At 73.5% G+C, this 25,303-nt stretch carries 26 protein-coding genes; 15 read left to right on the top strand and 11 right to left on the bottom strand.

What is annotated here, in order from left to right; all coding sequences use genetic code 11:
* Positions 1 to 37: 37 nt before the first annotated feature.
* Together RBJ77_RS38095 and RBJ77_RS38090 are read right to left on the bottom strand one after the other, a co-directional pair.
* Entirely contained in the window at positions 38 to 853 is an 816-nt protein-coding gene (locus RBJ77_RS38095; RefSeq protein WP_372349131.1) for a DeoR/GlpR family DNA-binding transcription regulator, read from the bottom strand.
* Positions 850 to 1,494, bottom strand: coding sequence for a histidine phosphatase family protein (locus RBJ77_RS38090; protein WP_372349130.1), 645 nt, complete (start codon positions 1,492 to 1,494; stop codon positions 850 to 852). The genes RBJ77_RS38095 and RBJ77_RS38090 overlap by 4 nt, the downstream gene beginning before the upstream one ends.
* Positions 1,495 to 1,641: 147 nt before the next feature.
* Between RBJ77_RS38090 and RBJ77_RS38085 the strand changes: the two genes are divergently transcribed.
* The 4 genes from RBJ77_RS38085 to RBJ77_RS38070 all read left to right on the top strand — a co-directional run bounded on the left by RBJ77_RS38085 (position 1,642) and on the right by RBJ77_RS38070 (position 5,323).
* Entirely contained in the window at positions 1,642 to 2,721 is a 1,080-nt protein-coding gene (locus tag RBJ77_RS38085) for a 2-hydroxyacid dehydrogenase (RefSeq protein ID WP_372349129.1), read from the top strand.
* Entirely contained in the window at positions 2,718 to 4,373 is a 1,656-nt protein-coding gene (locus RBJ77_RS38080; RefSeq protein ID WP_372349128.1) for an FGGY family carbohydrate kinase, read from the top strand. Before RBJ77_RS38085 ends, RBJ77_RS38080 begins: the two co-directional genes overlap by 4 nt.
* 45 nt (positions 4,374 to 4,418) lie before the next feature.
* Positions 4,419 to 4,985, top strand: coding sequence for a GNAT family N-acetyltransferase (locus tag RBJ77_RS38075; protein ID WP_372349127.1), 567 nt, complete (start codon positions 4,419 to 4,421; stop codon positions 4,983 to 4,985).
* A gap of 128 nt (positions 4,986 to 5,113) precedes the next feature.
* A complete protein-coding gene (locus RBJ77_RS38070) occupies positions 5,114 to 5,323 on the top strand; it encodes a hypothetical protein (protein WP_372349126.1) in 210 nt (69 codons plus the stop codon).
* Between the two features lie 4 nt (positions 5,324 to 5,327).
* On the opposite strand, the gene RBJ77_RS38065 is transcribed toward RBJ77_RS38070, so the two are convergent.
* A complete protein-coding gene (locus RBJ77_RS38065) occupies positions 5,328 to 6,236 on the bottom strand; it encodes a LysR family transcriptional regulator (protein ID WP_372349125.1) in 909 nt (302 codons plus the stop codon).
* 102 nt (positions 6,237 to 6,338) lie between these two features.
* On the opposite strand from RBJ77_RS38065, the gene mdlC reads away from it, so the two are divergent.
* From mdlC to RBJ77_RS38045, 4 genes are all read left to right on the top strand, one after another.
* Positions 6,339 to 7,919 carry a benzoylformate decarboxylase gene (gene mdlC / locus RBJ77_RS38060; protein ID WP_372349124.1) on the top strand — a complete coding sequence of 527 codons (1,581 nt, stop codon included), beginning with the start codon at positions 6,339 to 6,341 and terminating at the stop codon, positions 7,917 to 7,919.
* Between the two features lie 2 nt (positions 7,920 to 7,921).
* On the top strand, positions 7,922 to 9,379 hold the full coding sequence (locus RBJ77_RS38055; protein ID WP_372349123.1) for an aldehyde dehydrogenase family protein: 1,458 nt from the start codon (positions 7,922 to 7,924) through the stop codon (positions 9,377 to 9,379).
* 143 nt (positions 9,380 to 9,522) lie between these two features.
* A complete protein-coding gene (locus RBJ77_RS38050) occupies positions 9,523 to 10,749 on the top strand; it encodes an MFS transporter (protein WP_372349122.1) in 1,227 nt (408 codons plus the stop codon).
* 112 nt (positions 10,750 to 10,861) lie between these two features.
* Complete coding sequence (locus RBJ77_RS38045) at positions 10,862 to 12,400, top strand: MFS transporter (RefSeq protein ID WP_372349121.1); 1,539 nt, start codon at positions 10,862 to 10,864, stop codon at positions 12,398 to 12,400.
* On the opposite strand, the gene RBJ77_RS38040 is transcribed toward RBJ77_RS38045, so the two are convergent.
* The 5 genes from RBJ77_RS38040 to RBJ77_RS38020 form a co-directional block, all read right to left on the bottom strand.
* A complete protein-coding gene (locus RBJ77_RS38040; RefSeq protein ID WP_372349120.1) occupies positions 12,384 to 13,295 on the bottom strand; it encodes a 2Fe-2S iron-sulfur cluster-binding protein in 912 nt (303 codons plus the stop codon). The genes RBJ77_RS38045 and RBJ77_RS38040 overlap by 17 nt on opposite strands.
* Positions 13,292 to 13,459 (bottom strand): hypothetical protein, encoded by a 168-nt coding sequence (locus RBJ77_RS38035; protein WP_372349119.1) that lies wholly within the window; start codon positions 13,457 to 13,459, stop codon positions 13,292 to 13,294. Before RBJ77_RS38035 ends, RBJ77_RS38040 begins: the two co-directional genes overlap by 4 nt.
* Positions 13,456 to 14,469, bottom strand: a complete 1,014-nt coding sequence (locus tag RBJ77_RS38030; RefSeq protein WP_372349118.1) for a Rieske 2Fe-2S domain-containing protein — start codon at positions 14,467 to 14,469, stop codon at positions 13,456 to 13,458. The genes RBJ77_RS38035 and RBJ77_RS38030 overlap by 4 nt, the downstream gene beginning before the upstream one ends.
* 92 nt (positions 14,470 to 14,561) lie before the next feature.
* Entirely contained in the window at positions 14,562 to 15,329 is a 768-nt protein-coding gene (locus tag RBJ77_RS38025; protein WP_372349117.1) for an IclR family transcriptional regulator, read from the bottom strand.
* A gap of 10 nt (positions 15,330 to 15,339) precedes the next feature.
* Entirely contained in the window at positions 15,340 to 16,152 is an 813-nt protein-coding gene (locus tag RBJ77_RS38020; RefSeq protein WP_372349116.1) for an alpha/beta fold hydrolase, read from the bottom strand.
* A gap of 146 nt (positions 16,153 to 16,298) precedes the next feature.
* Between RBJ77_RS38020 and RBJ77_RS38015 the strand changes: the two genes are divergently transcribed.
* On the top strand, positions 16,299 to 16,694 hold the full coding sequence (locus RBJ77_RS38015; RefSeq protein WP_372349115.1) for a VOC family protein: 396 nt from the start codon (positions 16,299 to 16,301) through the stop codon (positions 16,692 to 16,694).
* Positions 16,695 to 16,716: 22 nt separating this feature from the next.
* On the opposite strand, the gene RBJ77_RS38010 is transcribed toward RBJ77_RS38015, so the two are convergent.
* Positions 16,717 to 18,012 carry a DUF1479 domain-containing protein gene (locus RBJ77_RS38010; RefSeq protein WP_372349114.1) on the bottom strand — a complete coding sequence of 432 codons (1,296 nt, stop codon included), beginning with the start codon at positions 18,010 to 18,012 and terminating at the stop codon, positions 16,717 to 16,719.
* An 89-nt stretch (positions 18,013 to 18,101) separates the two neighbouring features.
* Between RBJ77_RS38010 and RBJ77_RS38005 the strand changes: the two genes are divergently transcribed.
* Together RBJ77_RS38005 and RBJ77_RS38000 are read left to right on the top strand one after the other, a co-directional pair.
* Positions 18,102 to 19,238, top strand: a complete 1,137-nt coding sequence (locus RBJ77_RS38005; RefSeq protein ID WP_372349113.1) for an ROK family transcriptional regulator — start codon at positions 18,102 to 18,104, stop codon at positions 19,236 to 19,238.
* 26 nt (positions 19,239 to 19,264) lie between these two features.
* Positions 19,265 to 20,119 carry a Cof-type HAD-IIB family hydrolase gene (locus tag RBJ77_RS38000; protein ID WP_372349112.1) on the top strand — a complete coding sequence of 285 codons (855 nt, stop codon included), beginning with the start codon at positions 19,265 to 19,267 and terminating at the stop codon, positions 20,117 to 20,119.
* Between the two features lie 19 nt (positions 20,120 to 20,138).
* On the opposite strand, the gene RBJ77_RS37995 is transcribed toward RBJ77_RS38000, so the two are convergent.
* Positions 20,139 to 20,660: a hypothetical protein gene (locus RBJ77_RS37995; protein WP_372349111.1), complete on the bottom strand. Its 522-nt coding sequence runs from the start codon at positions 20,658 to 20,660 to the stop codon at positions 20,139 to 20,141.
* Positions 20,661 to 20,742: 82 nt separating this feature from the next.
* Between RBJ77_RS37995 and RBJ77_RS37990 the strand changes: the two genes are divergently transcribed.
* A complete protein-coding gene (locus RBJ77_RS37990) occupies positions 20,743 to 21,219 on the top strand; it encodes an HIT family protein (RefSeq protein WP_372349110.1) in 477 nt (158 codons plus the stop codon).
* Between the two features lie 2 nt (positions 21,220 to 21,221).
* Here RBJ77_RS37990 and RBJ77_RS37985 read toward each other — a convergent pair whose 3' ends face one another.
* A complete protein-coding gene (locus tag RBJ77_RS37985; RefSeq protein ID WP_372349109.1) occupies positions 21,222 to 22,241 on the bottom strand; it encodes an aldo/keto reductase in 1,020 nt (339 codons plus the stop codon).
* Between the two features lie 265 nt (positions 22,242 to 22,506).
* Here RBJ77_RS37985 and RBJ77_RS37980 point away from each other — a divergent pair, with 265 nt between their 5' ends.
* The 3 genes from RBJ77_RS37980 to RBJ77_RS37970 all read left to right on the top strand — a co-directional run bounded on the left by RBJ77_RS37980 (position 22,507) and on the right by RBJ77_RS37970 (position 25,262).
* Entirely contained in the window at positions 22,507 to 23,652 is a 1,146-nt protein-coding gene (locus tag RBJ77_RS37980; RefSeq protein WP_372349108.1) for a S1 family peptidase, read from the top strand.
* A 214-nt stretch (positions 23,653 to 23,866) separates the two neighbouring features.
* A complete protein-coding gene (locus RBJ77_RS37975; protein ID WP_372349107.1) occupies positions 23,867 to 24,298 on the top strand; it encodes a hypothetical protein in 432 nt (143 codons plus the stop codon).
* A gap of 229 nt (positions 24,299 to 24,527) precedes the next feature.
* Entirely contained in the window at positions 24,528 to 25,262 is a 735-nt protein-coding gene (locus RBJ77_RS37970; RefSeq protein ID WP_305128647.1) for an NPP1 family protein, read from the top strand.
* Positions 25,263 to 25,303 lie beyond the last annotated feature (41 nt).

Raw genomic sequence — 25,303 nt, 5'->3', positions numbered from 1 at the left:
GTGAAATTAACACGCCCGATGATGAAAACAACCCCGGCTATCGGTCGCCGGCGCCCGCGCGGTCCGCGGAGTCGGTGCCGCCGTCGGCCGCCGCCACCCGCACCTCGGTCTGCCGGCGCAGCGAGCGCACCAGCTCGGCGTCCACGGCCGCGTCGACCACGACCTGGTCGAAGTCGGCCACCGGCGCCACCCGGTGGAGCGCCGTCCTGGCCAGCTTCGTGTGGTCCATCAGGAGCACCTTGCGGGTGCCGGACGCGAGCATCGCCCGCTTCACCAGGACCACGTCCTGCTCCTGGTGGTACGTCATGCGCGCGTCCATCGCCGACGTCGACACGATCACCATGTCGACGGAGAGCGCCTCCACCGCCTCCACGCAGGCCACCCCGAGGAACGAGTCGTGGGTGTGCGAGTACTCGCCGCCGAGCGCCAGCAGCCGGATGCCCTCGCGGCCGGCGAACACGTCGAGGACCCGGCGCGCGTTGGTGACCACGGTCAGCGGGGTGACGTCGACCAGCAGGGCGGCGAGCGCGAGCGCGGACGTCGAATCGTCCAGGAGCACCGACATGCCGGGTTCGACCAGCTCGGCGGCCGTCCGTGCGATGGCGTCCTTCTCCGCGACGTTCACCCCGAGGCGGTAGTCGAGATTGGACTCGAAGACCGTCGACGGCAGTGCGGAGGCGCCGCCGCGGAACCGGCGCAGGACGCCGCGCCGGGACAGTTCGTCGAGGTCGCGGTGGACGGTCATCAGGCTGACGCCGGTGAGCTCGGCGAGCTCCGCGCCGGTGGCCGTGCCCTCTTTCAGGACGTGCTCGGCGATGGTCTGTCTGCGGGACTCCGCCCCGGTGGTGGTCATGCGGACAAGTCTCCCGTACGGGTGGTGCGCACGGTGCGCGTGGGGACGTTCAGGGACAGCAGCGCGGCGGTGTCCGCGCCGAGTTCGAGCTCGGTGACGGCCGCGTTGTCCAGCCGCGGGAACACCGCGCGGTACCGGCCGACGGGCACCCCGAGCAGGGCGCACAAGGTGATCCGCAGGAGGGTGTTGTGGGCGACGACGAGGACGGTGCGGTCCGGGTGGCGTGCGGCGATGTCGCGCAGCGCCGCCGTCGCCCGGCGGGCCGCCGCCGACGGGACCTCGGAGCCGGGGAAGGCGCCCGACTCGGCGTCGGCGCGGAACCGGCGCACCGCCTCGGCGTCCTCCGCGGCCATCTCCTGGACGGTGCGGCCCTCGCCCCAGCCGAAGTCCACCTCCCGCAGTCCCGCCACGACCTCGGGGACGAGCCCGAGCGCCTCGGCGGCCGGGCTCGCGGTGCGCACGGCCCGGCCCAGCGGGGAACTGACGACCGCGTCCACACCGCGCCGCACGGCCCATGCGCCCAGGTCGTCGGCCTGGGCGAGGCCCTCGTCGGTGAGCGGTACGTCCGTGATCCCGGCGTACCGGTTCTCGGCGTGCCAGGTGGTCTGGCCGTGACGGACGAGCAGCAGCCGGGACGGCATCGTGCTCCCTCCTTGCGCGTCATGGGCGTCCTCGGAGCCGTCCGAGGACGTCGTGGGTGTCGGGAGACGGCTTGAACTGGACTTATTGATAATTCAAATCGGCGGTGTTAAATCTATCAGCCATCATCGAAGAAGGGTTGCAGCCGCATGCGCATCCTCGCCGCCGGCGACCATTTCGTCCGCCCCGATCTCCTGCGCGCCGCGCTCACCGCCGAACTCGGCTCGGCGCGGGACCACCACCCGGCCCCCGAGGTCACCGAACTGACCCTGCCCTGGCCGCACGAGCCGTTCGGCCCGGTCGGCACGGTCGTCGAGGCGAGCGGCACCGAGGACACCCTCATCGAGGCGCTCGCCGGGGCCCGGATCTGTGTGACGCAGATGGCGCCGTTCACCGAGAAGGTCTTCGCCGCCCGCCCCGAGCTGCGCATGGTCGCCGTCTCGCGCGGCGGTCCGGTCAACGTCGACCTGCCCGCCGCCACCCGGCACGGCGTCGCCGTGAGCTTCGCCCCGGGCCGCAACGCCCCCGCCGCAGCCGAGTTCGCCATCGGCCTGATGCTCGCCGCCATGCGCCGCATCACCACCGCCGACGCCGCCCTCAAGAAGGGCGTGTGGCGCGGCGACTTCTACGCGTACGAGGAAGGCGGCATCGAACTCGACGGCGCCACCGTCGGACTGGTCGGCTACGGCGCCATCGGCCGGATCGTGGCCCGGGTGCTGCGCGCCTTCGGCGCCCGGGTGCTCGTCGCCGACCCCTACGCCGACCCGGCCGCCACCCGCGCCGACGGCGTCGAACTCGTCGACCTCGACGCCCTGTTGCGGGCCAGCAGCGTCGTCAGCCTGCACGCCCGCCTCACGCCCGAGACCCGTCACCTCATCGACGCGGCCCGGCTCGCCCTGCTCCCCGAGGGCGCCGTGCTCGTCAACTCCGCGCGCGGCGGCCTCCTCGACTACGCGCCGCTGCCCGGACTGCTGCGCAGCGGCCGGCTCGGCGCGCTCGCCCTGGACGTGTACGACGTCGAACCGCCGCCCGCGGACTGGCCGTTGCACGACGCCCCGAACGTCGTCACCGCGCCGCACCTGGCCGGCGCCACCCGCCAGACCGCCCACCGCGCCGCCGCGATCACCGCCGCCGAGGTCGGCCGTTTCGTGCGCGGCGAGGCCCTCGCGCACCCCGCCAACCCCGAGTCGACCGCAGCCGAGACCACCGGACCGAGGAGCACGCCATGACCGACGCGGCGCCCGGCACCACCGAACCCCAGGACGCGCCCGGCACCACCAACTCCCAGAACGCGCCCAGCGCCACAGCCACTCAGGACACCCTCGGCACCATCAACCCCCAGGACGCGCCCGACACCATCGCCACTCAGGACACCCTCGGCACCACCGCTTCCCAGAACGCGCCCGCCACCACCGCCTCGGCGGACCCCGGCCGGTCGATCGTGATCGGCGTCGACATCGGCACCTCGGTCACGAAGGCCGTCGCGTTCGCCGCCGACGGCACCCCGCTGGCCCGGGCCTCCCGCCCCTCACGCATCGAGCGACTGCCCGGCGGCCGGGTGGAGCAGGACCTCGACGACGTCGTACGGACCGTCACCGAGGTGGTCCGCGAGACCACGGCCGCGCTGCCCGAGCCGCCCGTCGCCGTGGCGCTCACCGGGCAGGGCGACGGACTGTGGCTGCGCGACGCGGCGGGGCGGCCCGTGCGCCCCGCGATCTCCTGGATGGACGGCCGCGCCGCCGACCGCGTCGGCACCTGGCTGGCCGACGGCACGATCCAGGAGGTGTACGCGCGCACCGGATCCGGCATGTTCCCCGGCTGCCACGCCCCGCTGCTGGCCTGGCTCCAGGAGCACGAACCCGAGGTGCTCGCCCGGGCGGCCACCGCCGGCTACTGCGTGGACGCCGTGGCCCAGCGGCTCACCGGGCGGACCTCTCTCGACGCCGCCGACGCCACCCTGCCCTTCCTCGACCCGGTCACCCGCACCTACTCCCGCGAGGCGCTCGCCGCCTGCGGCATCGCCGAGCAGGCCCGGCTGCTCCCGCCGCCCGCGCCGCCCGGCACCGTCCTCGCGCTCGACCGCCACGGAGCCGAACTCCTGGGCCTGCCCGAGGGGTTGCCGCTCACCGCGGGCCCGTACGACCTGCCCGCCTGCGCCATCGGCAGCGGTGTCCGCGAACCCGGCGACGGCGTCGTCATCATCGGCACCACCCTCGCCTGCCAGGTGCTGACGGACCGCGCCCGCATAGACCCCGCGGCCGAACCCGCGGGGATGTGGCTGTGCATGCCCGAGCAGGACCGCTGGCTGCGCGCGATGCCCGCGATGGTCGGCACCGCCGCCCTCGAATGGGTGCTCGCCCTCACCGGGCGCGGCACGGACGACCTCGACGGCCTGCTCGCCGCGAGCCCGCCCGGCGCGCGCGGCGTCACGGCCCTGCCGTTCCTGTCCGGAGCGGGCGAGCGGGCCCCGTTCGTCGACCCCGCGGCCCGCGGCCGGCTCGACGGACTCACCCTCGCCCACACCCCGGCGGACGCCGTCCGCGCCGTCTGCGAGGCCATCGGCTACGCCGCCCGGCACTGCCTGGAGACGGCGGGACTCACCGGCACCCTCGCGGCCTGCGGCGGCGGCAGCCGCTCGGGCCCCTGGGCCCAGCTCGTCGCCGCCATCGTCGGCCGCCCCGTGCGCATCCCGCTGGAGGAGGAGACCGGCGCACTCGGCGCCACGACCGTCGCCCGGCACGCCCTGGGACTCGCGCCCGCCACCGGATCGCAGGCCGTCCGCACCCTCGTCCCGCGGCAGTCGACGCGGGACGTGTACGAGCGGGGATACGCCCAGTACAGAGCGGAATTGGACAGGACGAGGGCGCACTGGTCGGCATAGGATCACCGCGCGATCCGCACCGGACGCGACCGACTGGAGGGCACCATGTACGCGAGAACCCTGGGTGACGACGGCGCCGAACTCAGACCGCTGGAGCCGTGGCTGGCCGAGGAGTTCCTCGCCCACATGGACCGGGGCCGCGACTTCGTCGGCCGCTTCATCGGGCTCGCCGACGCCGTCCACGACCTGGAGTCGAGCCGCGCGTTCCTCCAGGCGTACGCCGAGAAGGCGGCGGCCGACGGCGGCCGGATCCACGGCATCTGGTACGACGGGCGACTGGTCGGCGGCGTCCTGCTGCGCACCATGGACGTGGCCCAGGGCACCGCCGAGGCGGGGTGCTGGCTGGAACCGTCCGCGGTCGGCAAGGGCCTGGTGACCCGCGCCGCACGCGAGCTCATCGACTGGGCCGTCGAGGAGCGCGGCATCCACCGCGTGGAGTGGCTGGTCGCCCCGGCGAACGAGGGCAGCGTCGCCGTGGCCCGCCGGCTCGGCATGACGCGCGAGGGCCTCATGCGGGAGTGCTTCCTGCTGCGCGGCGAGCGGCTCGACGCGGAGATCTGGTCCGTGCTCGCCCCGGAGTGGCGCAAGGGCAAGGAGAGCTCCCGAGCCTGATCAGGGCGCCGGCGGAAGCGGGTTCGCTTCGGGCCAATCGTGTCCAACTCGGCGTCGGGGCAAGCCCGTTGCCGCTACACAGGAAAGCAGGGGAACGGGGGAGCGGTCGACACGGGGAGGGCCATGCCATGGTCACCATCAACGTCGCGCTGTTGCTCGGCGTCATCGCCATCCTGCTGCTGCGGCGCCCTGTCGCCGCCAGAAAGCGGGGCGACACGCTGATGGTGATGATCATTCTGCTGGTCATCGGCGTCCTCATCGCCCCCACCGCCCTCGGTGAGGCCATCACCAACGGGATGTCGCAATTGGCCAACAACATCTCTCAGTGGGCCAGTTGACCCTTCAGTCGTCGAGGGCGCGGGACAGCGTGTCCCGCAGGAAGGTGACGAGCCAGTCCTGTGCCGGGGTCCGCGCGTGCGCGTGCCGGGCGTAGACCGACACCTGCGCCGGCTCGATGTCGAACGGCAGCTCCAGGAGTCGCACCCGGTGGTCCGCGGCGAACATGCGGGCCACCAACCGGGGCGCCATCGCGACGAGTTCACCGTCCTGCACCAGGTACGGCAGCCCCGCGAACCGGCTCACGTCCAGCGCCACCTGCGGCAGCAGCCCCTGCGCCTCCAGGGCCCGCCGCGGCCCGTCGTGCCCGGCCGGGCCCGTCACCGTCACGTGCCGCTCGGCGGCCAGCTCCGCCAGGCTCATCCGGTCGCCCCGCAGCCGCGGATGATCCTTGGCCACCACCGCGACGTACCCCTCGGAGAACAGCGGGATCCGGGCCATCCGCGGCGAACCGAGCGGTGGTGACGCGATGAACGCGTCGATCTCGCCGCGCGCCAGCTGGTCCGCGACCCCCTCCACGTCCAGCGAGCGCACCGTCAGCGTCGCGCTCGGCGCGCACCGCGGCAGCGCGGCCATCACCCGGGGCAGCAGCGCCACCTCGCCCAGGTCGGACAGGCATACCGTGAACGCGGCCCGTGCCGTGGCCGGGTCGAACGAGCGGGCGCCGCTGACCGCCGTCTCGATCTCCGACAGGGCGCTGTGCAGCGGTTCGTACAGGGCGCGCGCCGTGGTCGTCGGCGCGAGCCCCGAGCCCGTCCGCCGGAACAGCTCGTCCGCGAAGCGGCGGCGCAGCTTCTGCAGGCCGTAGCTGACCGTCGGCTGGGTCACGTGCAGGGCCTCCGCCGTCGCGGTCACGCTGCGGGTCTCGTACAGCAGCACGAAGGTCCGTACGAGGTTGAGGTCGAAGTCTCGCATTATCGATCCTGTCTATGAAGCGGCTCGGCAACATTGATTGGAGCACGGTACGCATTCTCCCTACGCTCTGCGGCATCACCGCCGGTCAAGGAGGACTTGCGCATGCCGACCGCACGACGGATCGCCCATGAGTTCCTGGAGCGCCGGGGACTGACGACGGTCTTCGGCAATCCCGGCTCCAACGAACTGCCGTTCCTGGCCGAACTGCCGGACTCGTTCCGGTACGTCCTCGGACTGCACGAGGGTGTCGTGGTCGGCATGGCCGACGGCTACGCCCAGGCGACCGGCCGTCCGGTGCTGGTCAACCTGCACGCCGCCGCCGGGTCGGGCAACGCGATGGGCGCCCTCACCAACGCCGTCTACGCCCGCTCGCCGCTGGTGCTCACCGCCGGTCAGCAGGTGCGTTCGGCCATTGGCGTCGAGGCCATGCTCGCCAACGTCGAGGCCACCCAGTTGATGCGGCCGCTCGTCGGCTGGGCCGGCGAACCCGCCTGTGCGGACGACGTCCCGCGCTCCCTCGCCCAGGCCGTCTTCGAGGCCGAACTGCAGCGCCGCCCCACCTATCTCTCCGTGCCCTACGACGACTGGGCCGCCGAGGTCGAGCACGCCGACGTGCTGGACCGCACCGTGCGCCGCGGCCTCGTCCCCGACCCGGACCAGCTCGACGCACTCGTCCGGGAGGTGGGAGCCGCCCGGCGGCCCGCCCTCGTGCTCGGCGGCGACATCGACACCGACGGACTCTTCGACCGGGCCGTGGCCTGCGCCGAGCACCTCGGACTTCCGGTGTGGGTGGCGCCCTCCCCGCACCGGCTGCCGTTCCCCAACCGGCACCCGCTCTTCCGCGGGGTCCTGCCCGCCGGTATCGGAGCGGTCTCCGCGGAGCTCGCCGGGCACGACCTCGTCCTCGTCCTCGGCGCCCCCGTCTTCCGCTACCACCAGCACGTCCCCGGCCCCTACCTGCCCGACGGTGCCCGCCTGATCCAGGTCACCGACGACGCCGGCGCCGCCGCCCGCGCCCCGATGGGCGAGGCGCTGGTCGCCGCCCCGGGACCCGTCATCGACGCCCTCCTCGACCGGCTGCCCCCGCGCCAACAGGAGCACCAGGCAAGGGAGTTCACTGAGCCTCCGCAACCGGCCGAGGCGGCGGGCGCCCTCCATCCCGAGCAGGTCTTCGCCGCCCTGCGCGACACCCGGCCGGCCGACACCCGCTACGTCGTCGAGTCCACCTCGACCAACGCCGCCTGGTGGCGCCAGATGGACCTGCGCCACCCCGGCTCCTACTTCTTTCCGGCCTCCGGCGGGCTCGGCTTCGGACTGCCGGCCGCCGTCGGCATGGCCATGGGCGACCCGGACCGCCCGGTCGTCGCCGTCGTCGGCGACGGCTCCGCCAACTACGGCATCACGGCGCTGTGGACCGCCGCCCACTACAAGGTGCCCGTCACGTTCCTGATCCTGCGCAACGGCACCTACGGAGCACTGCGCTGGTTCGGACGGCTGCTCGGCACCCCCGACGTGCCCGGCACCGAGATCCCCGGCCTCGACTTCACGGCGCTCGCCGCCGGATACGGCGTCCCGGCCACCGCCGTCACCGAACTCGACGAACTGCGGGCCGAGTTGAAGACCCCCGCGACCGACGGGCCCCGGCTCGTCCAGGTCGACACCCACCTCACCACACCGGAGTGACCATGACCCTCCTCACGGACCCCCGCTGGCACGACCGCATCCACCTGGGCGGCTGGACGGCCGGCTCCGGCGGCACCTCCCCGGTCGTCGAACCCGCCACCGGCGACCGGCTCGCCTCGATCGGCAGCGCCACCGCCGACGACGTCGCCCGCGCCGCCGCACGGGCCGCCGAGGCCCAGCGGGACTGGGCCCGTACCGCCCCCGCCGAACGCGCCGCCGTGCTGCGCAGAGCCGGTGACCTGTTCGCGGAGCACGCCGCCGAACTCCAGGACTGGCTGATACGCGAGGCGGGGTCCACCCGCGCCAAGGCCGCCGTCGAGACCGGCTTCGCCGCCGCCGAGTGCCACGAGGACGCCGCGCTGCCCGCGCACCCCCTCGGCGAGGTCCTCAGCACCGAGGCGCCGCGCTGGTCGTTCGCCCGCCGGGTGCCCGCCGGGGTCGTCTCGGTCATCGCCCCCTTCAACTTCCCGCTGATCCTGGCGATCCGCTCCGTCGCCCCCGCGCTCGCCCTCGGCAACGCCGTCCTCCTCAAGCCCGACCCGCGCACCGCGGTCTGCGGCGGCGTGAGCATCGTCCGGATCTTCGAGGAGGCGGGGCTCCCCGAGGGGCTGCTGCACCTGCTGCCCGGCGACGCGAGCGTCGGCGCCGCGGTCGTCGAGGCGCCCGAGGTCTCCGTCGTCTCCTTCACCGGGTCGACCGCCGCCGGACGCAAGGTCGGTGAGGCCGCGGCCCGCCACCTCAAGAGCGTCCACCTCGAACTCGGCGGCAACAACGCGCTCGTCGTGCTGCCCGGCGCCGACCTGGCCGCCGCCGCGTCGGCCGGCGCGTTCGGCTCCTACCTCCACCAGGGCCAGATCTGCATGGCCACCGGCCGCCACCTCGTCCACGAGTCCCAGGCCGACGAGTACGTCGCCCTGCTCGCCGAGAAGGCCGCCCGCCTCCCCGTCGGCGACCCGGCCACCGCCGACGTCGCGCTCGGCCCGATCATCGACGGCCGCCAACTCGCCCACATCGACCGGGTGGTGACCGAGAGCGTCGCCGCCGGCGCCCGGATCGTCACGGGCGGCAAGCCCGCCGCCCCGTACTACCCGGCGACCGTCCTCACCGGCCTCGACGACACCACCCCCGCCTGGCGCGAGGAGATCTTCGGACCCGTCGCCCCCGTCCGCACCTACCGCGACCTCGACGAGGCCGCCCAAATCGTGGACGACTCCCCGTACGGGCTCTCGGTCTCGCTGCTCGGTGACGTCGGCACCGCGATGACCCTCGCCGACCGCATCAGCTCCGGCAAGATCCACATCAACGAGCAGACGGTCCTCGACGAGCCCGCCGCCCCCTTCGGCGGCACCGGCGACTCCGGCAACGGATCCCGGTTCGGCGGCGCCCGCGCCAACATCGACGCCTTCACCGAGACCCAGTGGGTCACGCTGCGCCCGCACATCGCGCCGTACCCCTTCTAATCCGCGCGCCGCCCCAGCCTGCTCCCCACTCCGCTCCCCACCCCGCTCCCCCCGCGCACCCCCGTCCCCGCATCTCCCCATCTCCCCATCTCCCGCATGTTTCCCGTATGTCCCCATCCGCTCGACCCGCAAGGAGTACGGCAATGACGACGTCTCCCACTCGGGGAGTCACCACAGCGGTGCTGTGCTGGCTGACCGTCCTGCTCGAGGGGTACGACCTGGTGGCGCTCGGCGCCACCATCCCCACCCTGCTCTCCACCCACCACCTCGGCTTCACCGCCGCCGACGCCACCGGCGTCGCCACCGTCTCCCTCGTCGGTGTCGCCGTCGGCGCCGCCGGACTCGGCCCGCTCACCGACCGGTTCGGCCGGCGCGGCATGCTCATCGGGTCCGTCCTGCTCTTCTCGGTGTTCACCCTGCTGACCCCGCTCGCACCGAACGTGACGGCCTTCGGCGCCCTGCGCTTCCTCGCCGGACTCGGACTCGGCGCGTGCATGCCCGTCGCGCTCACCGTGATGGCCGAGAACCTCCCCGAACGGCGCCGCGCCAGCGCCAGCACGTTCACCATGACCGGCTACCACGTAGGCGCCGTCCTCACCTCCGTCCTCGCACTGGCCGTCGGCAACGACTGGCACTGGCTGTTCTACGGCGGCGGCGTCGCGGGCCTGCTCGTCGTCCCGCTGATGTGGTGGCGGCTGCCCGAGTCCGCCGCCTACCTGGCCGCGAAGGCGGAGCCGGAGGGCGAACGCATCGGCATGCGCGACCTGCTGGGCCCGCGACTGCGCCGCACCACCCTCGCGATCTGGGGCGGCTCCTTCATGGGACTGCTCCTCGTGTACGGGCTGAACACCTGGCTGCCGCAGCTCATGCGCAGCGCGGGCTACCCCATCTCGCGCTCCATCGCCCTGCTGCTCGTCCTCAACATCGGCGCGGTCATCGGGCTCGTCGTCGCCGGGATCGTCGCCGACCGGTACGGGATCCGGCGCATCGCCCGCATCTGGTTCGCCACCGGCGCCGTCCTCCTCGCGGTGCTGAGCCTGCGCATCGACAACAGCGTCCTGCTCAACGCGCTCGTCCTGCTCACCGGCGTCTTCGTGTTCTCCGCGCAGGTCCTCATCTACGGCTACGTCGCCCAGGTCTTCCCGGCCCGCACCCGCGGCACCGCGCTCGGCCTGGCCTCCGCGGTGGGGCGGCTCGGCTCGATCACCGGACCGTTCGTCACGGGCGCCCTGGTGACGGCGGGCATCGCCCACCCCTGGGGCTTCTGGTTCTTCGCCGGCGTCGCGGCCCTCGGGCTCGGCGCGATGATGCTGCTCTCGAAACCCGTGGCCGAGCCCGTGGCGGTGCCCCGGGTGGCGCTCAACAACTGACGCCGCCGGACCCCGCGAAGGGGGCCCGTGGGCAGCACCGCCCCGCTGGGTTAGGGTTACCTAACCAGCGGGGCGGTGTCCGTCCTGCGCGCCTTCCCCCCAAGGAGTCCGCATGACGGCGACGCCCGCCGCCGAGCAGCCGACTGCCCCCGCGTCCGCCGGGCCGGCCCGGGATCCGCGCCGCTGGCTGATCCTCGGCGTGATCTGCCTCGCCCAGCTCGTCGTCATCCTCGACAACACGATCCTGAACGTCGCCGTCCCCACCCTCACCGCCGAGCTCGGCGCCACCACCGCCGACGTCCAGTGGATCATCAACGCGTACGTCCTGGTCCAGGCCGGCCTGCTGCTCACGGCCGGCGCGGCCGCCGACCGCTACGGCCGCAGGCGCCTCCTGCTGACCGGCCTCGCCCTGTTCGGCCTCGGCTCCCTCGCGGCCGGACTCGCCCAGGACACCGGGCAGTTGATCGCCGCGAGGGCCGGGATGGGCGTGGGCGGCGCGCTGCTGCTGACCACCACCCTCGCCGTCGCCGTGCAGGTCTTCGACGACGAGGAGCGGGTCCGCGCCATCGGCATCTGGGCCGCGGTGAACGCCCTCGGATTCGCGGCGGGGCCGCTGGCCGGAGGCGTCCTCCTCGATCACTTCTGGTGGGGGTCGCTCTTCCTGGTCAACCTGCCCGTCGTCGCCCTCGGTCTGGTCGCCGTCACCGTCCTCGTCCCGGAGAGCCGGGCCGAGCGCAGCCAACGCCCCGACCTGCTGGGCGCGTTGCTGTCCACGGTCGCCATGACGTCGCTGGTGTACGCGGTGGTCTCCGGACCCGACCACGGCTGGACCTCGCCGTACGTCCTCGCGGGCGCGGGCCTGGGCGCGTGCGCGCTCACCGGGTTCGTCCTGTGGGAGCGGCGCGTCACCGACCCCATGCTCGACATGGGCTTCTTCCGCGACCGGACCTTCACCGGCGCGGTGTTCGGCGCCGTCCTCATCACCTTCGGCAGCGGCGGCGCCCTGTACCTGCTGACCCAGCAGCTCCAGTTCGTCCTCGGGTACGGGCCGTTGGAGGCGGGCCTGCGCACCGCGCCGTTCGCGCTGACCGTCGTCCTGCTCAACTTCACCGGCCTGTCGGCCCGGTTGAGCACCCGCCTCGGCATCCCCGGCGCCGTCGCGCTCGGCATGACGCTGCTCGCCTGCGGGCTGGCGGCCGTCGCCCTCGCGGGGCGGGTCGTGGACGGATACGGCGGGCTGCTCGTCGGCCTCGTCCTGATGGGCGTGGGCTGCGCGTTCGCCAACCCGGCGATGGCCGTCGCGGTGCTGGGCGCGATACCGCGCGAGAAGGCGGGCGCGGGTGCGGGCATCGAGGGCACGGTCACCGAGTTCGGCAGCGGTCTGGGCGTCGCCGTGCTCGGCGCCGTCCTCAGTGCCCGGTTCTCCGCGCTCGTGCCGGCCACCGCCGCGTCGCTGCCCGCCGCCCTCGCCGCCGCCGACTCCGCGACCGAGCGCCACACGGTGACCCGGGCGTTCGGCTCGGCCCTGGAGACCGGTCAACTCGTGGGCGCGGCGGCCGTGCTGACGGGTGGTCTGGTCGCCTCGACGCTGCTGCGCCGGGCGGCCCGCACGGCCGCGCCCACGCCCGTTCCGGTCACAGATCCAGCGTGAGGCGTCCCCTCTTGGCCCGCGACACGCACACCATCATCGTGTCGTTGCGGTCCCGCTCCTGCGCGGTGAGCACGCTGTCGCGGTGGTCGACCTCGCCCGCGAGCACCTCCGTCTCACAGGTGCCGCAGGTGCCCTCGGTGCAGGAGTGGAGCACGTCGACCCCGGCGTCCTGCAGCGCGGCGAGGACCGACCGGTCGGCGGGCACCGTCAACGCCCGTCCTGACCGGGCCAGTTCGACCTCGAACGCCTCGTCCCCGCCCGGGTCGGCGGCCGTCGTCGGCGAGAAGCTTTCGGTGCGCAGCGCCGCCGCCGGCACCAGCTCCTCCACGGCGGTGAGCAGAGACTCGGGCCCGCAGGCGTAGACGAGTTCGCCCGGCCGCAGACCGGCGAGCTGCGCCGCCAGGTCCAGCGGCCCCTCGCACAGGTGGACACGGTCGGCCGGATGGCGGGCGGTCACCTCGTCGGTGAACGCCATCGACGAGCGGGACCGGCCCCCGTAGAACAGCGACCACTCCCCGGCGGCCGCCAGCATCGGCAGGATCGGCGTGATGCCGATGCCGCCCGCCACGAACCGGTAGGCGGGCGCCGGTTCGAGGCGGAAGTGGTTGCGCGGCCCGCGAGCCCGCACCCGGCTGCCGGGCGCCAACTCCCGGTGCACACGGGCCGATCCGCCCCTGCCGGCCGCCTCCCGCAGCACGGCGATCCGCCACGAGCGGTCGTCGCCGCCGCACAGCGAGTACTGCCGCTCAAGACCTTCGCCGACGATCAGGTCGATGTGGGCGCCCGGTTCCCACTCGGGCAGGGGCGCGCCGTCGGGGCGGCGCAGGATCAGGGAGACGACGTCGTCGGCCTCGGTGCGGCGTTCGGCGACGACGAGTTCGAGCGGCTCGCTCACGGGGTGTGCTCCTCCTCGGAGACGGTCGGGTGGTCGGGGTGGGCCAGCATCCACTCCCACATCGCGACGGGGTCCTCGGCCTCGTGCCGCGCCCCGCAGTGGCAGCGGCCGCTGAGCAGATCGGTGCCGGGCAGCCAGTCGACGCGGTAGACGACGCCGCTCATCCCGCGGCCAGCTTCGCGAGGATGCGGCGGGCCGCCAGTCCACCGGTGTCGATGTTGATGCTGAGCTCCTGGTAGCCGTCGGCCTCGGTGTCCAGGGAGCGCTGCAGCAGGTTCAGCGCGTCGACGTCCTGCATGACCACCGTGTGGTTGAAGTCCCGCAGGAACGTGGTCACTTCGGCGTCGTCGACGGCGAAGTTCCGGGACACCGCCCAGAAGTCGTAGACCTTGCCGGGTGCCGACGGCGTGATCGCGTACGTGATCTCGGTGAGGAACGCGGGGGAGTCCTGTCCTGTGGGGCTGATCCGGCTGTGCAGCAGGTACAGGCACGGCGCGTGGTACTCGATGTCCTGCAACCGCTGGATCCGGCCCTCGATCCCGGTGGAACGGGCGTAGAACGGCGGGCACTCGGCGTCCGTCATGTGCCGCGAGACCCGCACCACGCCCGCGCCCTCGTCGACCTCCGTGGTGATCGGCGTCTCGGCGACCTCGGGGGTGCCGATGTAGCCGCCGTGCAGATACGTCTCGTGGGACAGGTCGAGGAGGTTGTCGACGAGGAGGCCGTAGTCGGCGTCGATCGGCTCCATGCCCTGCACGGTCACCCAGCCGTCGGCCACGAGGTGCGGGGCGCGCGGGATCGTGTCGGGGTCGGCGAGCTCCGGGTCGCCGATCCACACCCACACCATGCCGTCGAGCTCGGCGACCGGGTACGAACTCACCCGCGCCGTCCGGGGAACGCGTTTCTGCCCCGGCACGAACACACAGGTGCCGGTCGTGTCGTAGGTGAACCCGTGGTAGCCGCAGACGACCCGGTCCCCGTCGAGGCCGCTCGCCGAGAGCGGGTAGCGGCGGTGCACGCAGCGGTCGGCGAGGACGACCGGGTCGCCGGCCTCGGTGCGGTAGAGGGCCAGAGGTTCGCCGAGGACGGTACGGCCGAGCAGTTCGCGGCCTACCTCGGCGGACCAGGCGGCGACGTACCACTGATCACGGGCGAAAGCCGAGTGTGCGGGCATGACGGGCGTCCCTCCGGTCAGCGCGCGGCGCCGTCGCCGCGCGTGGGGACCAGAGTGGTGAGCGGGGCCACGCGCTCACAACGGGCCTTCCGTCAGGCGGAAGCCGGCGGCCGGGACGAGACGGGTTGCCAGCCGAGGGCCCGGGAGATGCCACGTCCGGCCAGTTGGACCGCCGGAATCAGTGCGGGTGTCCGCGCGTCCGCCACCGGCACCACGACCGAGACGGCCGCGACGACGTCGCCGTGCGGTCCGCGCACCGGCGCCGCCACCGACAGCGCGTCGTCGGTGATCTGACGGTCGCTCACCGCGACGCCGCCGCGCCGCACCTCGGCCAGCATCCGGCGCAGCAGGTCGTGATCGGTCACGGTGTACGGCGTGAACGCGGCGAGCCCCTCGGCGCCGTACCGGTCCTGGACGCCGGGGCCCGCGTGGGCGAGCAGCACCAGGCCCACACCCGTGGCGTGCAGCGGCCAGCGCGCGCCCACCCGCGAGTGCACCCCCACCGCCGAACGCCCCGACAGGCGCTCGATGTAGACGACGTCGGACCCGTCGCGCACGGCGAGGTGGACGTTCTCGTGGGTCGCCTCGTAGAGGTCCTCCAGGAACGGCAGCGCCGCCTGCCGCAGTCCCAGGCCCCGCGGGGCGAGCGCGGCCAGCTCCCACAGCCGCAGGCCCACGTGGTAGCGGCCCGCGTCGTCCCGCTCCAGCGCGCCCCACCCGGTCAGCGCCGCGACGAGCCGGTGGGCGGTGGCCAGCGGGAGGTCGGCGCGGTGGGCGAGCTGGGTGAGGGTGAGGGCCGGGTGGTCCTGGTCGTAGGCGCCCAGGACGTCGAGGAGGCGGTCGGCGGCGGACCGGTGCACCGGGGCCGTCCTACGGGGTCGGGCAGTGGTCGCGGAGGAAGCCGAGGAGCGCGGCGTTGAACCGCTCGGGCTGCTCGGCGCCCGGCAGGTGACCGGCTCCGTCGACGACCACGAGCGTGGCGTCGGGGACGAGGGAGGCGATCGACTCGGCGGCGGCGACCGGGGTGTAGACGTCGTCCGCGCCGACCACGACGAGCGCGGGCACCCGGGCCGCGGCCAGGGACTCCCGGTAGTCGGGGCGCTCGGCCCGGCCGCGCAGCGCCGCCGCGGCGCCCCGCGGATCGGTCGCCCGCATCATGGCGAGCACCCGGTCGGCGACGTCGGGCAGCGCCGTCACGTTGTAGGCCGCGAGCATCTTGTCGATGACCTCGTCGGCGTACCCGCCCATGCCCTCGGCGAGCAGCCGGTCGGCGAGGGCGTTGCGCAGCGACTTGCCCTCGTCGGTCTCGGCGGGCGCCGAGGTGTCGCTGAGGACGAGCGCCCGCGTGCGGTCCGGGTGGCGCAGGTGGAACTCCATGGCGATCTGGCCGCCCATGGACACCCCGCCCACCACGGCCCGGCCGGCACCGACGTGGTCGAGGAGCGCGGCGACGTCGTCCGCGAACCGCGCCAGGAGCACGGAGCCTTCGGTGACCTCGCTCTCGCCGTACCCCCGCAGGTCGGGGGTGAGGACGCGGTGTCCGGCCGCGGCGAGCGCCTGCGCCTGCGGCCGCCACAGGGTCCGGTTGAAAGGGTGCCCGTGCACGAGCACCACCACGGCACCGTCCGCGGGACCGAGGTCGTCGTAGTGCAGGACGGCGCCGTCCACCGTGAATCGACCCATCGGACACTCCTGACCTGGACTGCGGAACCGGTGGCGGCACGGTACGGCCCGGCCGCGCCCGTGATCAAGAGGATTGCGGCGCCGCAGCCCGGCGGGGTGCGGCACATCCGGTACGGCGCAAGCCCGTCGGCGCCGATGATGAGGACATGGCGCGACTCCACGACATCGTCATCGACTGTGCCCGCCCCGCGGCGCTCGCCCGGTTCTGGGCCGCCGCGCTGGACGGATACGCCGTGGCCCCGTACGACGAGGCGGAACTGGCCCGCCTGCGCGCCCGTGGCATCGCGGGACCCGAGGACGATCCGACCGTGCTGGTCGAGCCCCGCGACGGCGGCCCCCGGGTGTGGTGTCAGCTCGTGCCCGAGACCGGGCGGGGCAAGAACCGGGTGCACCTCGACCTGACCTGTCCGGACACCGGATCCGCCGCCGAACTGGCCCGCCTCACCGGCCTCGGCGCGACCCGCCTGGCCGACCACGACGACCACTGGGTCCTCGCCGATCCCGAGGGGAACGAGTTCTGTCTGTTCCCCGTCGGGGCCTGAGGGCGTCCGGCGGCGTCGGCCGTCAGTCGAGGGCCAGACCGCTGCGCCCCGTCGCGTTCAGCCGGTCCGGCGTGAACCGGCCCTCCCAGGTGCGCTCGTAGTGCTCGGCGGGGAAGTCGCTCGGACTGGAGCCGGAGACGAAGGCGTCCCGGACCTCGGCGGCGTAGCGTTCGTTGCGGGCGCACCACGGGGCCGCCGGGATGTACATGACGTTCCCCCAGCCCTGCTGCCCGGTCACCGGGGCCACGCTGTGGATCATGTCGCAGTGCCACCAGACCGAGTCGCCCGCGCGGACGTCCGGGATCGGGGTGAGCGCCCGGTACAGCATCGGGTGCCAGCGCTTCGTCACCGGGAAGACCTGGTTGACGGTGACCCCGCACATCGAGTCCTCGGGGACGTCCGGCAGCAGCGGGCGCAGCAGCAGGTACGCCATGACCTCCGGGACCGGCACCGTGTGCAGCACGCCCTGGTCGGCGGCCATGTCGGACAGCGCCGTCCAGCCCTGGAAGGTGCGGAACGCGGAGCACATGGTGGAGCCCGGGTACTGCGGACCGGTCGTCCGGTGCGCCGGGTCCCACGGGTCGTACTCCTCGACGCTGCCGTCGAAGACGTGCCGGAACGCCTCCTGGTACTCCCGCGTCATCCACAGGTCGAGCGTGCCCGGATCGCAGTGGGTGCCGAGGCCGGCCGAGTCGGTGCCCGGCGGCCGGCGCCGGATGCGGTCCGGGTAGAGGGCGTCGCGGTCCGGGTCGAACCAGCGGGTGCCGTCGGCCGAGGTGTGCCGCCACTGGGAGTTGAGGAACGACTGGACCGTGGCCATGCGCTCCGACTGGCGCGCCTGCATCTGCGCCTGCGACCAGTAGACGGGGTAGATCTCGGGCTTCGACCCGACGCTGCCGAAGAAGTCGTCGCCCGGTCCCCGGTACGTCTCGAAGAACCGGTTGCGCTTCACGTAGTCGACGATGTCCGCGTCCCAGTCGAGGGCCTGCTCGCGCGGGAAGTGCCCGCGCACGACGAGACAGCCGCGGCGGCGCAGCTTGGCGACGTCGTCCGGGGCGACCGCGCCGGCCCGGATCGCGTCGTACTCCAGGACCGGCCACACCTGGTCGCCGCGCTCGCGGTCGGCCTCGATCTCGGCGATCCGTGCCTCGACGCGGCGCTCGGCCGCCGCGAAGACCTCCGCGACGGTGCGGCCCGACGCCTCGATCCGGGACCGGAGCGCGGCCTTGATCTCCCGGACGGCGGCGCCGAGGTCCTGCGGGGTCTCGTCCCAGTGGGGGAGGGCGGGGGACGGGTGGGCTGCTGCGGCGAGCGGCATCGCTCGGCTCCTTTGGTCAGGACTCCTTACTAGAAGCAAAGTAGGGGCGCCCCGCCGTTTAGGCAAGAGTCCTTACTAGACTGGTGCGCATGGCCCCACCGAAACCGTCCCTCGAACTGCTGCGCGCGCTCACCGACGAGAACGTGCTGCGTGCCCTCATGTCCGAGGCCCGGCTGACCCGCGCGGAGATCGCCGCCCGCACCGGCATCTCCAAGCCGACGATCTCCGACAGCGTCCAGCGCCTGAGCGAGGCGGGCCTCGTCGTCGACACCGGTGAGCGCACCACGGGCCGCGGCCGCGTCGGCTCCTATTACGCGCTCGGCCCGGACCTCGGCGCCGCGCTCGTCGCCGGTGTCACCCAGCACCGGGTCACGGCCGAGGCCGTCGACGCACTCGACCGCGTCCGCGCACGCGAGGAGCTCGCGCTCGGCCCCGGCGCCGGACCGCAGGCGGCGGCCGACGCCCTCGCCACCGTCGCGAGCCGCCTCGCCGGCCGCGTCCGCGGCGGTCTGCGCACGGCCGTGATCAGCGCCGCCGACCCGGTGGACCGCACGAGCGGACGCCTCGTACGGCTGCCCGACGCCCCCTTCCTCATCGGCGACCTCGACCCGCCGGCCGCACTCGCCGCGCACGTCGCCGGTCCCGTGCACGTCGACAACGACGTCAACTGGGCGGCCCGCGCCGAGCACACCGACGGCCGCGCCCGCGACGCCGACGACTTCGTCTACCTCCACCTCGGTGAGGGCCTCGGCGGCGCCGTCGTCAGCGACGGCGCCGTGCGCCGCGGCCACCACGGCTTCGTCGGCGAGATCGCCCATCTGTGGACCCCGGGCCCGGACGGGACGGCCATGCCGCTGACCGAGGTGTTCGAAGCGCTCGGCCTGCGCAGGCCCGGCTCCACCGCGATCGACGTCGACGCGCTGCGGACCCGGATCGCACCGGGCGCCGCGCACGCCGACGAGACCCGCACCGCGCTCGCCCGGGCCGTCGGCGCGGTGCTGGAGGCCGCCGTCTCCCTGGTCGACCCCCGGCTGATCGTCATCGGCGGCGAATGGGGCCCCGACCTGGTCGACACCGTCGCCGACCACTTCGCCCGCAGCCCCCGCCCCGTTCCCGTACTCCCCGCGACGCTGACCGAACCCGAGCTGACCGGCGCCCGCCTGCGGGCCGTCGAGGAACTCCGCGCGCTGATCCTGAGCCCCACGCGCCCCACTTCTTCCCCGTGACCCGACTACCGCACCCAGGAACCCCGTTGACCACGCAGCCCCACGAGAACCCGACCGCGCCCGACGTCCGTCTCGTCGTCACCGACATGGACGGCACCCTGCTGGACGCCGACGGCCGCGCCCACGCCTCCCTCTGGCCGCTCCTGGCGGAGCTGAACCGGCGCGGCATCGTCTTCTGCCCCGCCAGCGGCCGCCAGTACGCCACGCTCGCCGACCAGTTCGCCGCCGTCGACGACGGCGGCATGGTCTACATCGCGGAGAACGGCACCTACGTCGTGCGCGGCGGCGCCGAGATCAGCTCCGACCCGCTCGACCCGGCCGTCGCCGCCTGGATCGTCAAGGAGGTGCGGGCGCTCACCGGCGACGGGGTCGACGTCGGCGCCGTCGTCTGCGGCAAGAAGTCCGCGTACGTGGAGCGTTCCGACGAGGCGTTCATGACGGAGGTGCGCAAGTACTACCACCGCCACCAGATCGTCGACGACGCGACGGCCGTCGACGACGACATCCTCAAGGTCGCCCTCTTCGACTTCGGCCGGGCCGACCGCACCACCGCCCCCGCCCTCGAACCCCTGACCCGGACCCACAAGGTCGTCGTCTCCAGCGAGCACTGGGTCGACGTCATGAACCCGACGGCGAACAAGGGGGTCGCGGTCCGCGGACTCCAGCGCGCCCTGGGCGTCACCGCGGCCCAGACCATGGTCTTCGGCGACTACCTCAACGACCTGGAGATGCTGGACACCGCCGACCTGTCCTACGCGATGGCCAACGCCCACCCGGACGTCCTGAGCCGGGCCCGCCACCGCGCCCCGGCGAACACGGACAACGGCGTCGTCCGCACGATCCGCCAGGTCCTCGGCCTGCCGGAGCCCGACGCACACTGAGACGGCGGGCCATCCCGGTTCAGTGCCCGGCGAGGAGCTTCACGGAGACCACGCCCACACCGATCACAGCGTTCAGGGCGGCGGAGATCAGGGAGCCGAGCAGACCGGCTCCCACCCGCCGCCCGCCCGTGAACCCCCACGCCGCCAGCGCCGCGACCTCGCTGCCCACCGAGATCCACAGCGCCGTGGTGAGCTTCATGACGCCCAGCGCGGACAGCCCGGTCAGCAGCAGCGGTCCGATCGCGGAGGTCAGCAGGGGGCTGGTGGTGAACAGCGTGTGGCGGATCTCCGGCAGCCGCGGGAACCGGCCGTGCACCACCGGATGGGCCTGCAGATCCGCGACCAGCGTGGCCAGCCACAGACCGAGCGCCGTGACCGTGACCGAGGCCGCGGCCCCCACATGGCTGGGATGCCCGCCCTGTGCGAGCCCCACCAGGACGGCGAGCAGCGTCAACGACGCGTAGATGCGCTCCTTGAGCCGCTCGCGCAGCAGATCCGCCCGCTCCTGTGCCGCCACGTCCGGCGCCATGCCCTCACTCATGCGCGCACCCTAAGCGGACCGGCCCCCTCCATCCGCGCGACAGGCCCTGGGCGGACCGCGGTACGTGTCCGATCCTGAACCCATGACGCACCCCGACTGTCACGTCTGCGCGAACGAAGCCAGGTTCGAGGACCTTCCGCCCCGGGAGCGCATCGCCCACGACGCGTACTGGCGGGTGGCCCACGCGTTCGACTCCGCGCTGCCTGGCTGGCTGGTGCTGCTGCCCCGGCGGCACGTGACGGCCGTGCACGACCTCACCGACGCGGAAGCCGACGTCCTCGGCCGCTGGCAGGTGCGGCTCTCCCGGGCGCTGCGCGACGAGACCGGCTGCGTGAAGACGTACGTCATGCAGTTCGCGGAGGCCGCGGGCTTCGGGCACGTGCACTTCCACGTCGTGCCGCGCTCCGAGGACCTGCCCGACGACCAGCGGGGCCCCGCCGTCTTCGCGTTGCTCGGTGCCCGGGAGGGGGAGCGGGTGACGGAGGAGCGGGCGGACCGGCTGGCGCTCGTCCTGCGTGAGCGGCTCGGGCGGGCCGACGCCGCGGCGACGCCTGAGTAGGGTCAGCGGCGCCGCAGCGACGGGTCGAGCAGCGCGGGTGGCGTGTCGAACTTCTCGTCGGGCGCCAGATCGGTGCCGGGCGGCACGATCGTGTCGATCGCGTCGAGCACGTCGGGCGTCAACACGGTGTCCGCGGCGTCGAGTTGGGCGCGCAGGTGCTCCGGGGTGCGGGGGCCGACGAGGGCGGCGGTCACGCCGGGGTGCGCGGTCACGAATCCGAGGGCGAGCTGAATCAGCGTCAGGCCCGCCTCGTCGGCGACCTTCGCCAGCCGCTCCACCGCGTCGAGCCTGGCCCGGTTGGCGGGGACGGCCGGGTCGAAGCGCTGCGGCATCAGCGTCGCGCGGCTGTTGGTGAGGGCCCGGCCCTCGCGGACCGCGCCGGACAGCCAGCCCGACGCGAGCGGGCTCCACGCCAGCACGCCGAGCCCGTACTCCTGGGTCACCGGCAGCACGTGGGCCTCGATGCCGCGCTGCAGGACCGAGTAGCTGGGCTGCTCGGTGACGTAGCGGCTCAGCCGGTGCTCGCGGGCGGCCCACTGGGCCTGCACGATCCGGTGGGCCGGGAAGGTCGAGGAGCCGAAGTGGCGGATCTTTCCGGCACGTTGGAGATCGGTGAGCGCCGACAGCGTCTCCTCGTCGCCGGTGCTCGGGTCCCACCGGTGGATCTGGTACAGGTCGACGTGATCGACGCCGAGGCGGCGCAGGCTGTCGTCCAGCGCGGTGACCAGCCAGCGGCGCGAACCGCCGCGCCGGTTGCGCTCCTCGCCCATCGGCATGCCCGCCTTGGTGGCCAGCACGATGTCGTCGCGGCGCCCGGCGATGGCCCTGCCGACCATCTCCTCCGACTCGCCCTGCCCGTACATGTCGGCGGTGTCGATGAGATTGACGCCGCCGTCGAGCGCGGCGTCGACGAGGGCGGTCGCCTCGTCCTGGTCGGTGCGCCCGATGGCGCCGAAGTTCATCGCGCCCAGCGCCAGGGAGCTGACCTGCACGCCGGTGCGGCCCAAAGTGCGGTACTGCATGACCGTTCTCCTCCGTCGTTCTGCGGCCGTCAGTGAAGCGGAACCATGTTCCGTATTGATGACGATACGGAGCGGCGTTCCGTTTTGGCAAGGGAGGTGGCCGAGGAGTGAGGGTGGCCGGTGTCCGGGATTGGCATGGACCTGTCCATGATCACTCGCTAGGCTCCACCTCGGCATGTGCCGGGAGCGCTCCCAGAACCTTGCTGTTCCATCCCCACATCTCTGGAACAACGAAGGGCCGATCCACATGAGACGTACGAGACGTATGCGACGCACGAGCCGTTCGAGCACGCGATCCCTGCGTGCGGTCCTCACCGCCTTCCTTGTCGCCGGTGCCTGCGCGAGCGCCGGATTCGTCCCGGCGGCATCGGCCGACGCCCCGGCGTCGGACGGCGTACTCGCCGCGATGCAGCGGGACTTCGGGCTCACCCGGAGCCAGGCCGAATCGCGCCTCGCCGCGGAGCGGCAGGCCACGGGCATCGAGAAGAAGGCCAGGTCCGTGGCCGGATCGGGCTACGCGGGCTCCTGGCTCGACGCCGAAGGGCGGCGCCTGACCGTCGCCGTCAGCGACCGGGACAAGGCGGCCGCCGTCCGCTCCACGGGCGCGCGCGTCGAGGTCGTCGCCCACAGCGCCCGCGCGCTCGACGCGACGAAGAACCGCCTGGACGCGCTCAAGGCCCCGGCGGGCGTGAGCAGTTGGCGCGTCGACTGGCAGGTCAACCGGGTCGTCGTGGAGGTCCGCGCCGACCAGCAGCGCGACAACGATGTCAAGGCCTTCCTGGCGAAGGCGCGCACGGCAGGCCCCGTCACCGTCCGGACGACGGAGCACGCACCGTCGACGCTCGCCGCGGGCACCGTCGGCGGCGACCCGTACTACACCGGCAACGTCCGCTGCTCCATCGGCTTCTCGGTGCAGGGCGGCTTCGTCACCGCCGGCCACTGCGGCGGCGCGGGCCAGGGCGTCAACGGCTGGGACGGCAGCTACGTCGGCAACTTCCAGGGGTCGTCGTTCCCCGACAACGACTACGCCTGGGTCAACGTCGGCAGCGGCTGGTGGACCGTCCCCGTCGTCCTCGGCTGGGGCACGGTCTCCGACCAACTGGTCCGCGGCTCCGCCGAGGCGCCGGTCGGCGCCTCCATCTGCCGGTCGGGCTCCACCTCGCACTGGCACTGCGGCACCGTCCTCGCCAAGAACGAGACCGTCAACTACAGCCAGGGCGCCGTCCATCAGATGACCAAGACGAGCGTGTGCGCCGAACCCGGCGACTCGGGCGGCTCGTTCATCAGCGGCGACCAGGCCCAGGGCGTCACCTCCGGCGGCTGGGGCAACTGCTCCAGCGGCGGTGAGACCTGGTACCAGCCCATCAACGAGATCCTCAATCGCTACGGGCTGACCCTGCACACGGCCTGAGCGACCCGGGGCGTCCCGGGCACCGCCGAGCGGGCGGTGTCCGGGGCGGCCGGGTTCCGTGTGCGCCGCCCCGTGCCTCAACCTCCCTCCGGCGCGCCGCCCGCTCTCCCTCTGCGCGTGCGGTGCGCCCCCTCGACGGGGTTCGCGCCGGGTGAGAGCCGGTGATAACGCTGAAGGCACAGGCTCACCGGACGGGGTGATGAAAGGACTCGGCATGGCACACCAGGCGTACTTGGAGGCGGGGCGGCTCTCCGCCATAGCGAAGATCCTCGATCGGGCCCAGGGACATCTCGACGCCGCCGTGCACGACGGGGCGGTGGTCGAACGGCATGCGGACGACGGGGCCGTCCGCGGCATCCAGTCGCTCCTGGAGGTCTCCCGCAGCGCCTCCTACGACGTGACCTGCGCCGTGCGCCACGCGTGCAGCGGCGACCTGGGCCGGGCCCACGCCCACCTGGAGGCCGCGCGCGCGGCGGCCGACCAGCACGCCGTCCCCACGGCGTCCATGCCGCGGCCGCTGCCCGCCGGGGTGCGCACGGCGCTCCAACTCCTGCGCGGCATCTCGGGGTTCTTCAGCGCGGAGACGGAGGACGCCTTCGTGCGGGCGCTGAGCATCGAGGTCCGGCCGGGCCGCGCGACGGGCTGACCGCGGGGGCCCTCGCGGCCCCAACCACCGTGGTGGCGGCCGGAGTCGGTGACTGTGGCCGCCGCTTCACGGGCGCGTCACCCGACACGGGCCGACACGTCACATGCGTCTCCTATCACTGACGGGGGCATGACATTCATGCCGCACCCCCCACAGCGATCAGGAGAGCATCGTGAAGCCGAAGCCGACCCGCACGACGAAGCCGCTCCGCACGCTCCGCAGAGCGTCCCTGGCCACCGGCGGCGCCGTCGCCCTGGTCATCGCGTTCGCGGGCACCGCGCTCGCCGCCCCGCCGGCCGCGCTGCCCGCGAACGCCGACGGCACGGAGCAGACCTTCCAGCCGGCGTACGACTACGACACCGACGGCTGCTACCCGACGCCCGCCATCGGCCCGGACGGCACCGTCAACGGCGGTCTCGCGCCGAGCGGCGCCCTGAACGGGCAGTGCCGGGACGCCTCGGACCTCGCCAACACCAACGGCTACGCGCGCAGCAAGTGCAACAACGGCTGGTGCGCCGTCATCTACGGCCTCTACTTCGAGAAGGACCAGGCCGTGGCGGGCAGCGGCCTCGGCGGTCACCGCAACGACTGGGAGCACGTCGTGGTCTGGGTGAAGGACGGCCAGGCCCAGTACGTCTCCACCTCCGCCCACGGGGACTTCAACATCTACTCCCGGGACCAGATCCGCTGGGACGGCACCCACCCCAAGATCGTGTACCACAAGGACGGCATCAGCACCCACTGCTTCCGGCCGGCCAACGCCAACGACGAGCCGCCGGAGAACCACCGCGGCACCTGGCAGTTCCCCGCGCTCGTCGGCTGGAACGGCTATCCGGCGGGCCTGCGCGACAAGCTGAGCGCCTACGACTTCGGCAGTGCCACGTTCGGGCTCAAGGACTCGACGTTCGCGAGCCACCTCGCCGCCGCGCTGCCGTCCGGCGTGCCGTTCGACGTCAACGCCTGAACGGTCCGGCGGATCCCGTAAGTTACTGAACCGTAACCTCC

Origin of the sequence: Streptomyces sp. KL116D, assembly GCF_030766975.1 — a bacterium.
GTDB classification, from domain to species: Bacteria; Actinomycetota; Actinomycetes; order Streptomycetales; family Streptomycetaceae; genus Streptomyces; species Streptomyces longispororuber_A.
The sequence above is the reverse complement of the archived record's forward strand: the minus strand, read 5'-3'. Positions and strand labels throughout refer to the sequence as shown.

What these genes read in the sequence shown, in the direction of transcription:
- RBJ77_RS37995 (WP_372349111.1), bottom strand. Translation starts at nt 20,660, where the DNA reads ATGAGTGAGGGCATGGCGCCGGACGTGGCGGCACAGGAGCGGGCGGAT.
- RBJ77_RS38015 (WP_372349115.1), top strand. Translation starts at nt 16,299, where the DNA reads ATGGCGCGACTCCACGACATCGTCATCGACTGTGCCCGCCCCGCGGCG.
- mdlC (WP_372349124.1), top strand. Translation starts at nt 6,339, where the DNA reads ATGCCGACCGCACGACGGATCGCCCATGAGTTCCTGGAGCGCCGGGGA.
- RBJ77_RS38010 (WP_372349114.1), bottom strand. Translation starts at nt 18,012, where the DNA reads ATGCCGCTCGCCGCAGCAGCCCACCCGTCCCCCGCCCTCCCCCACTGG.
- RBJ77_RS37975 (WP_372349107.1), top strand. Translation starts at nt 23,867, where the DNA reads ATGGCACACCAGGCGTACTTGGAGGCGGGGCGGCTCTCCGCCATAGCG.
- RBJ77_RS38020 (WP_372349116.1), bottom strand. Translation starts at nt 16,152, where the DNA reads ATGGGTCGATTCACGGTGGACGGCGCCGTCCTGCACTACGACGACCTC.
- RBJ77_RS38095 (WP_372349131.1), bottom strand. Translation starts at nt 853, where the DNA reads ATGACCACCACCGGGGCGGAGTCCCGCAGACAGACCATCGCCGAGCAC.
- RBJ77_RS38070 (WP_372349126.1), top strand. Translation starts at nt 5,114, where the DNA reads ATGGTCACCATCAACGTCGCGCTGTTGCTCGGCGTCATCGCCATCCTG.
- RBJ77_RS38080 (WP_372349128.1), top strand. Translation starts at nt 2,718, where the DNA reads ATGACCGACGCGGCGCCCGGCACCACCGAACCCCAGGACGCGCCCGGC.
- RBJ77_RS38065 (WP_372349125.1), bottom strand. Translation starts at nt 6,236, where the DNA reads ATGCGAGACTTCGACCTCAACCTCGTACGGACCTTCGTGCTGCTGTAC.
- RBJ77_RS38050 (WP_372349122.1), top strand. Translation starts at nt 9,523, where the DNA reads ATGACGACGTCTCCCACTCGGGGAGTCACCACAGCGGTGCTGTGCTGG.
- RBJ77_RS37985 (WP_372349109.1), bottom strand. Translation starts at nt 22,241, where the DNA reads ATGCAGTACCGCACTTTGGGCCGCACCGGCGTGCAGGTCAGCTCCCTG.
- RBJ77_RS37990 (WP_372349110.1), top strand. Translation starts at nt 20,743, where the DNA reads ATGACGCACCCCGACTGTCACGTCTGCGCGAACGAAGCCAGGTTCGAG.
- RBJ77_RS38085 (WP_372349129.1), top strand. Translation starts at nt 1,642, where the DNA reads ATGCGCATCCTCGCCGCCGGCGACCATTTCGTCCGCCCCGATCTCCTG.
- RBJ77_RS38055 (WP_372349123.1), top strand. Translation starts at nt 7,922, where the DNA reads ATGACCCTCCTCACGGACCCCCGCTGGCACGACCGCATCCACCTGGGC.
- RBJ77_RS38090 (WP_372349130.1), bottom strand. Translation starts at nt 1,494, where the DNA reads ATGCCGTCCCGGCTGCTGCTCGTCCGTCACGGCCAGACCACCTGGCAC.
- RBJ77_RS38035 (WP_372349119.1), bottom strand. Translation starts at nt 13,459, where the DNA reads ATGAGCGGCGTCGTCTACCGCGTCGACTGGCTGCCCGGCACCGATCTG.
- RBJ77_RS38030 (WP_372349118.1), bottom strand. Translation starts at nt 14,469, where the DNA reads ATGCCCGCACACTCGGCTTTCGCCCGTGATCAGTGGTACGTCGCCGCC.
- RBJ77_RS37980 (WP_372349108.1), top strand. Translation starts at nt 22,507, where the DNA reads ATGCGACGCACGAGCCGTTCGAGCACGCGATCCCTGCGTGCGGTCCTC.
- RBJ77_RS38045 (WP_372349121.1), top strand. Translation starts at nt 10,862, where the DNA reads ATGACGGCGACGCCCGCCGCCGAGCAGCCGACTGCCCCCGCGTCCGCC.
- RBJ77_RS38005 (WP_372349113.1), top strand. Translation starts at nt 18,102, where the DNA reads ATGGCCCCACCGAAACCGTCCCTCGAACTGCTGCGCGCGCTCACCGAC.
- RBJ77_RS38075 (WP_372349127.1), top strand. Translation starts at nt 4,419, where the DNA reads ATGTACGCGAGAACCCTGGGTGACGACGGCGCCGAACTCAGACCGCTG.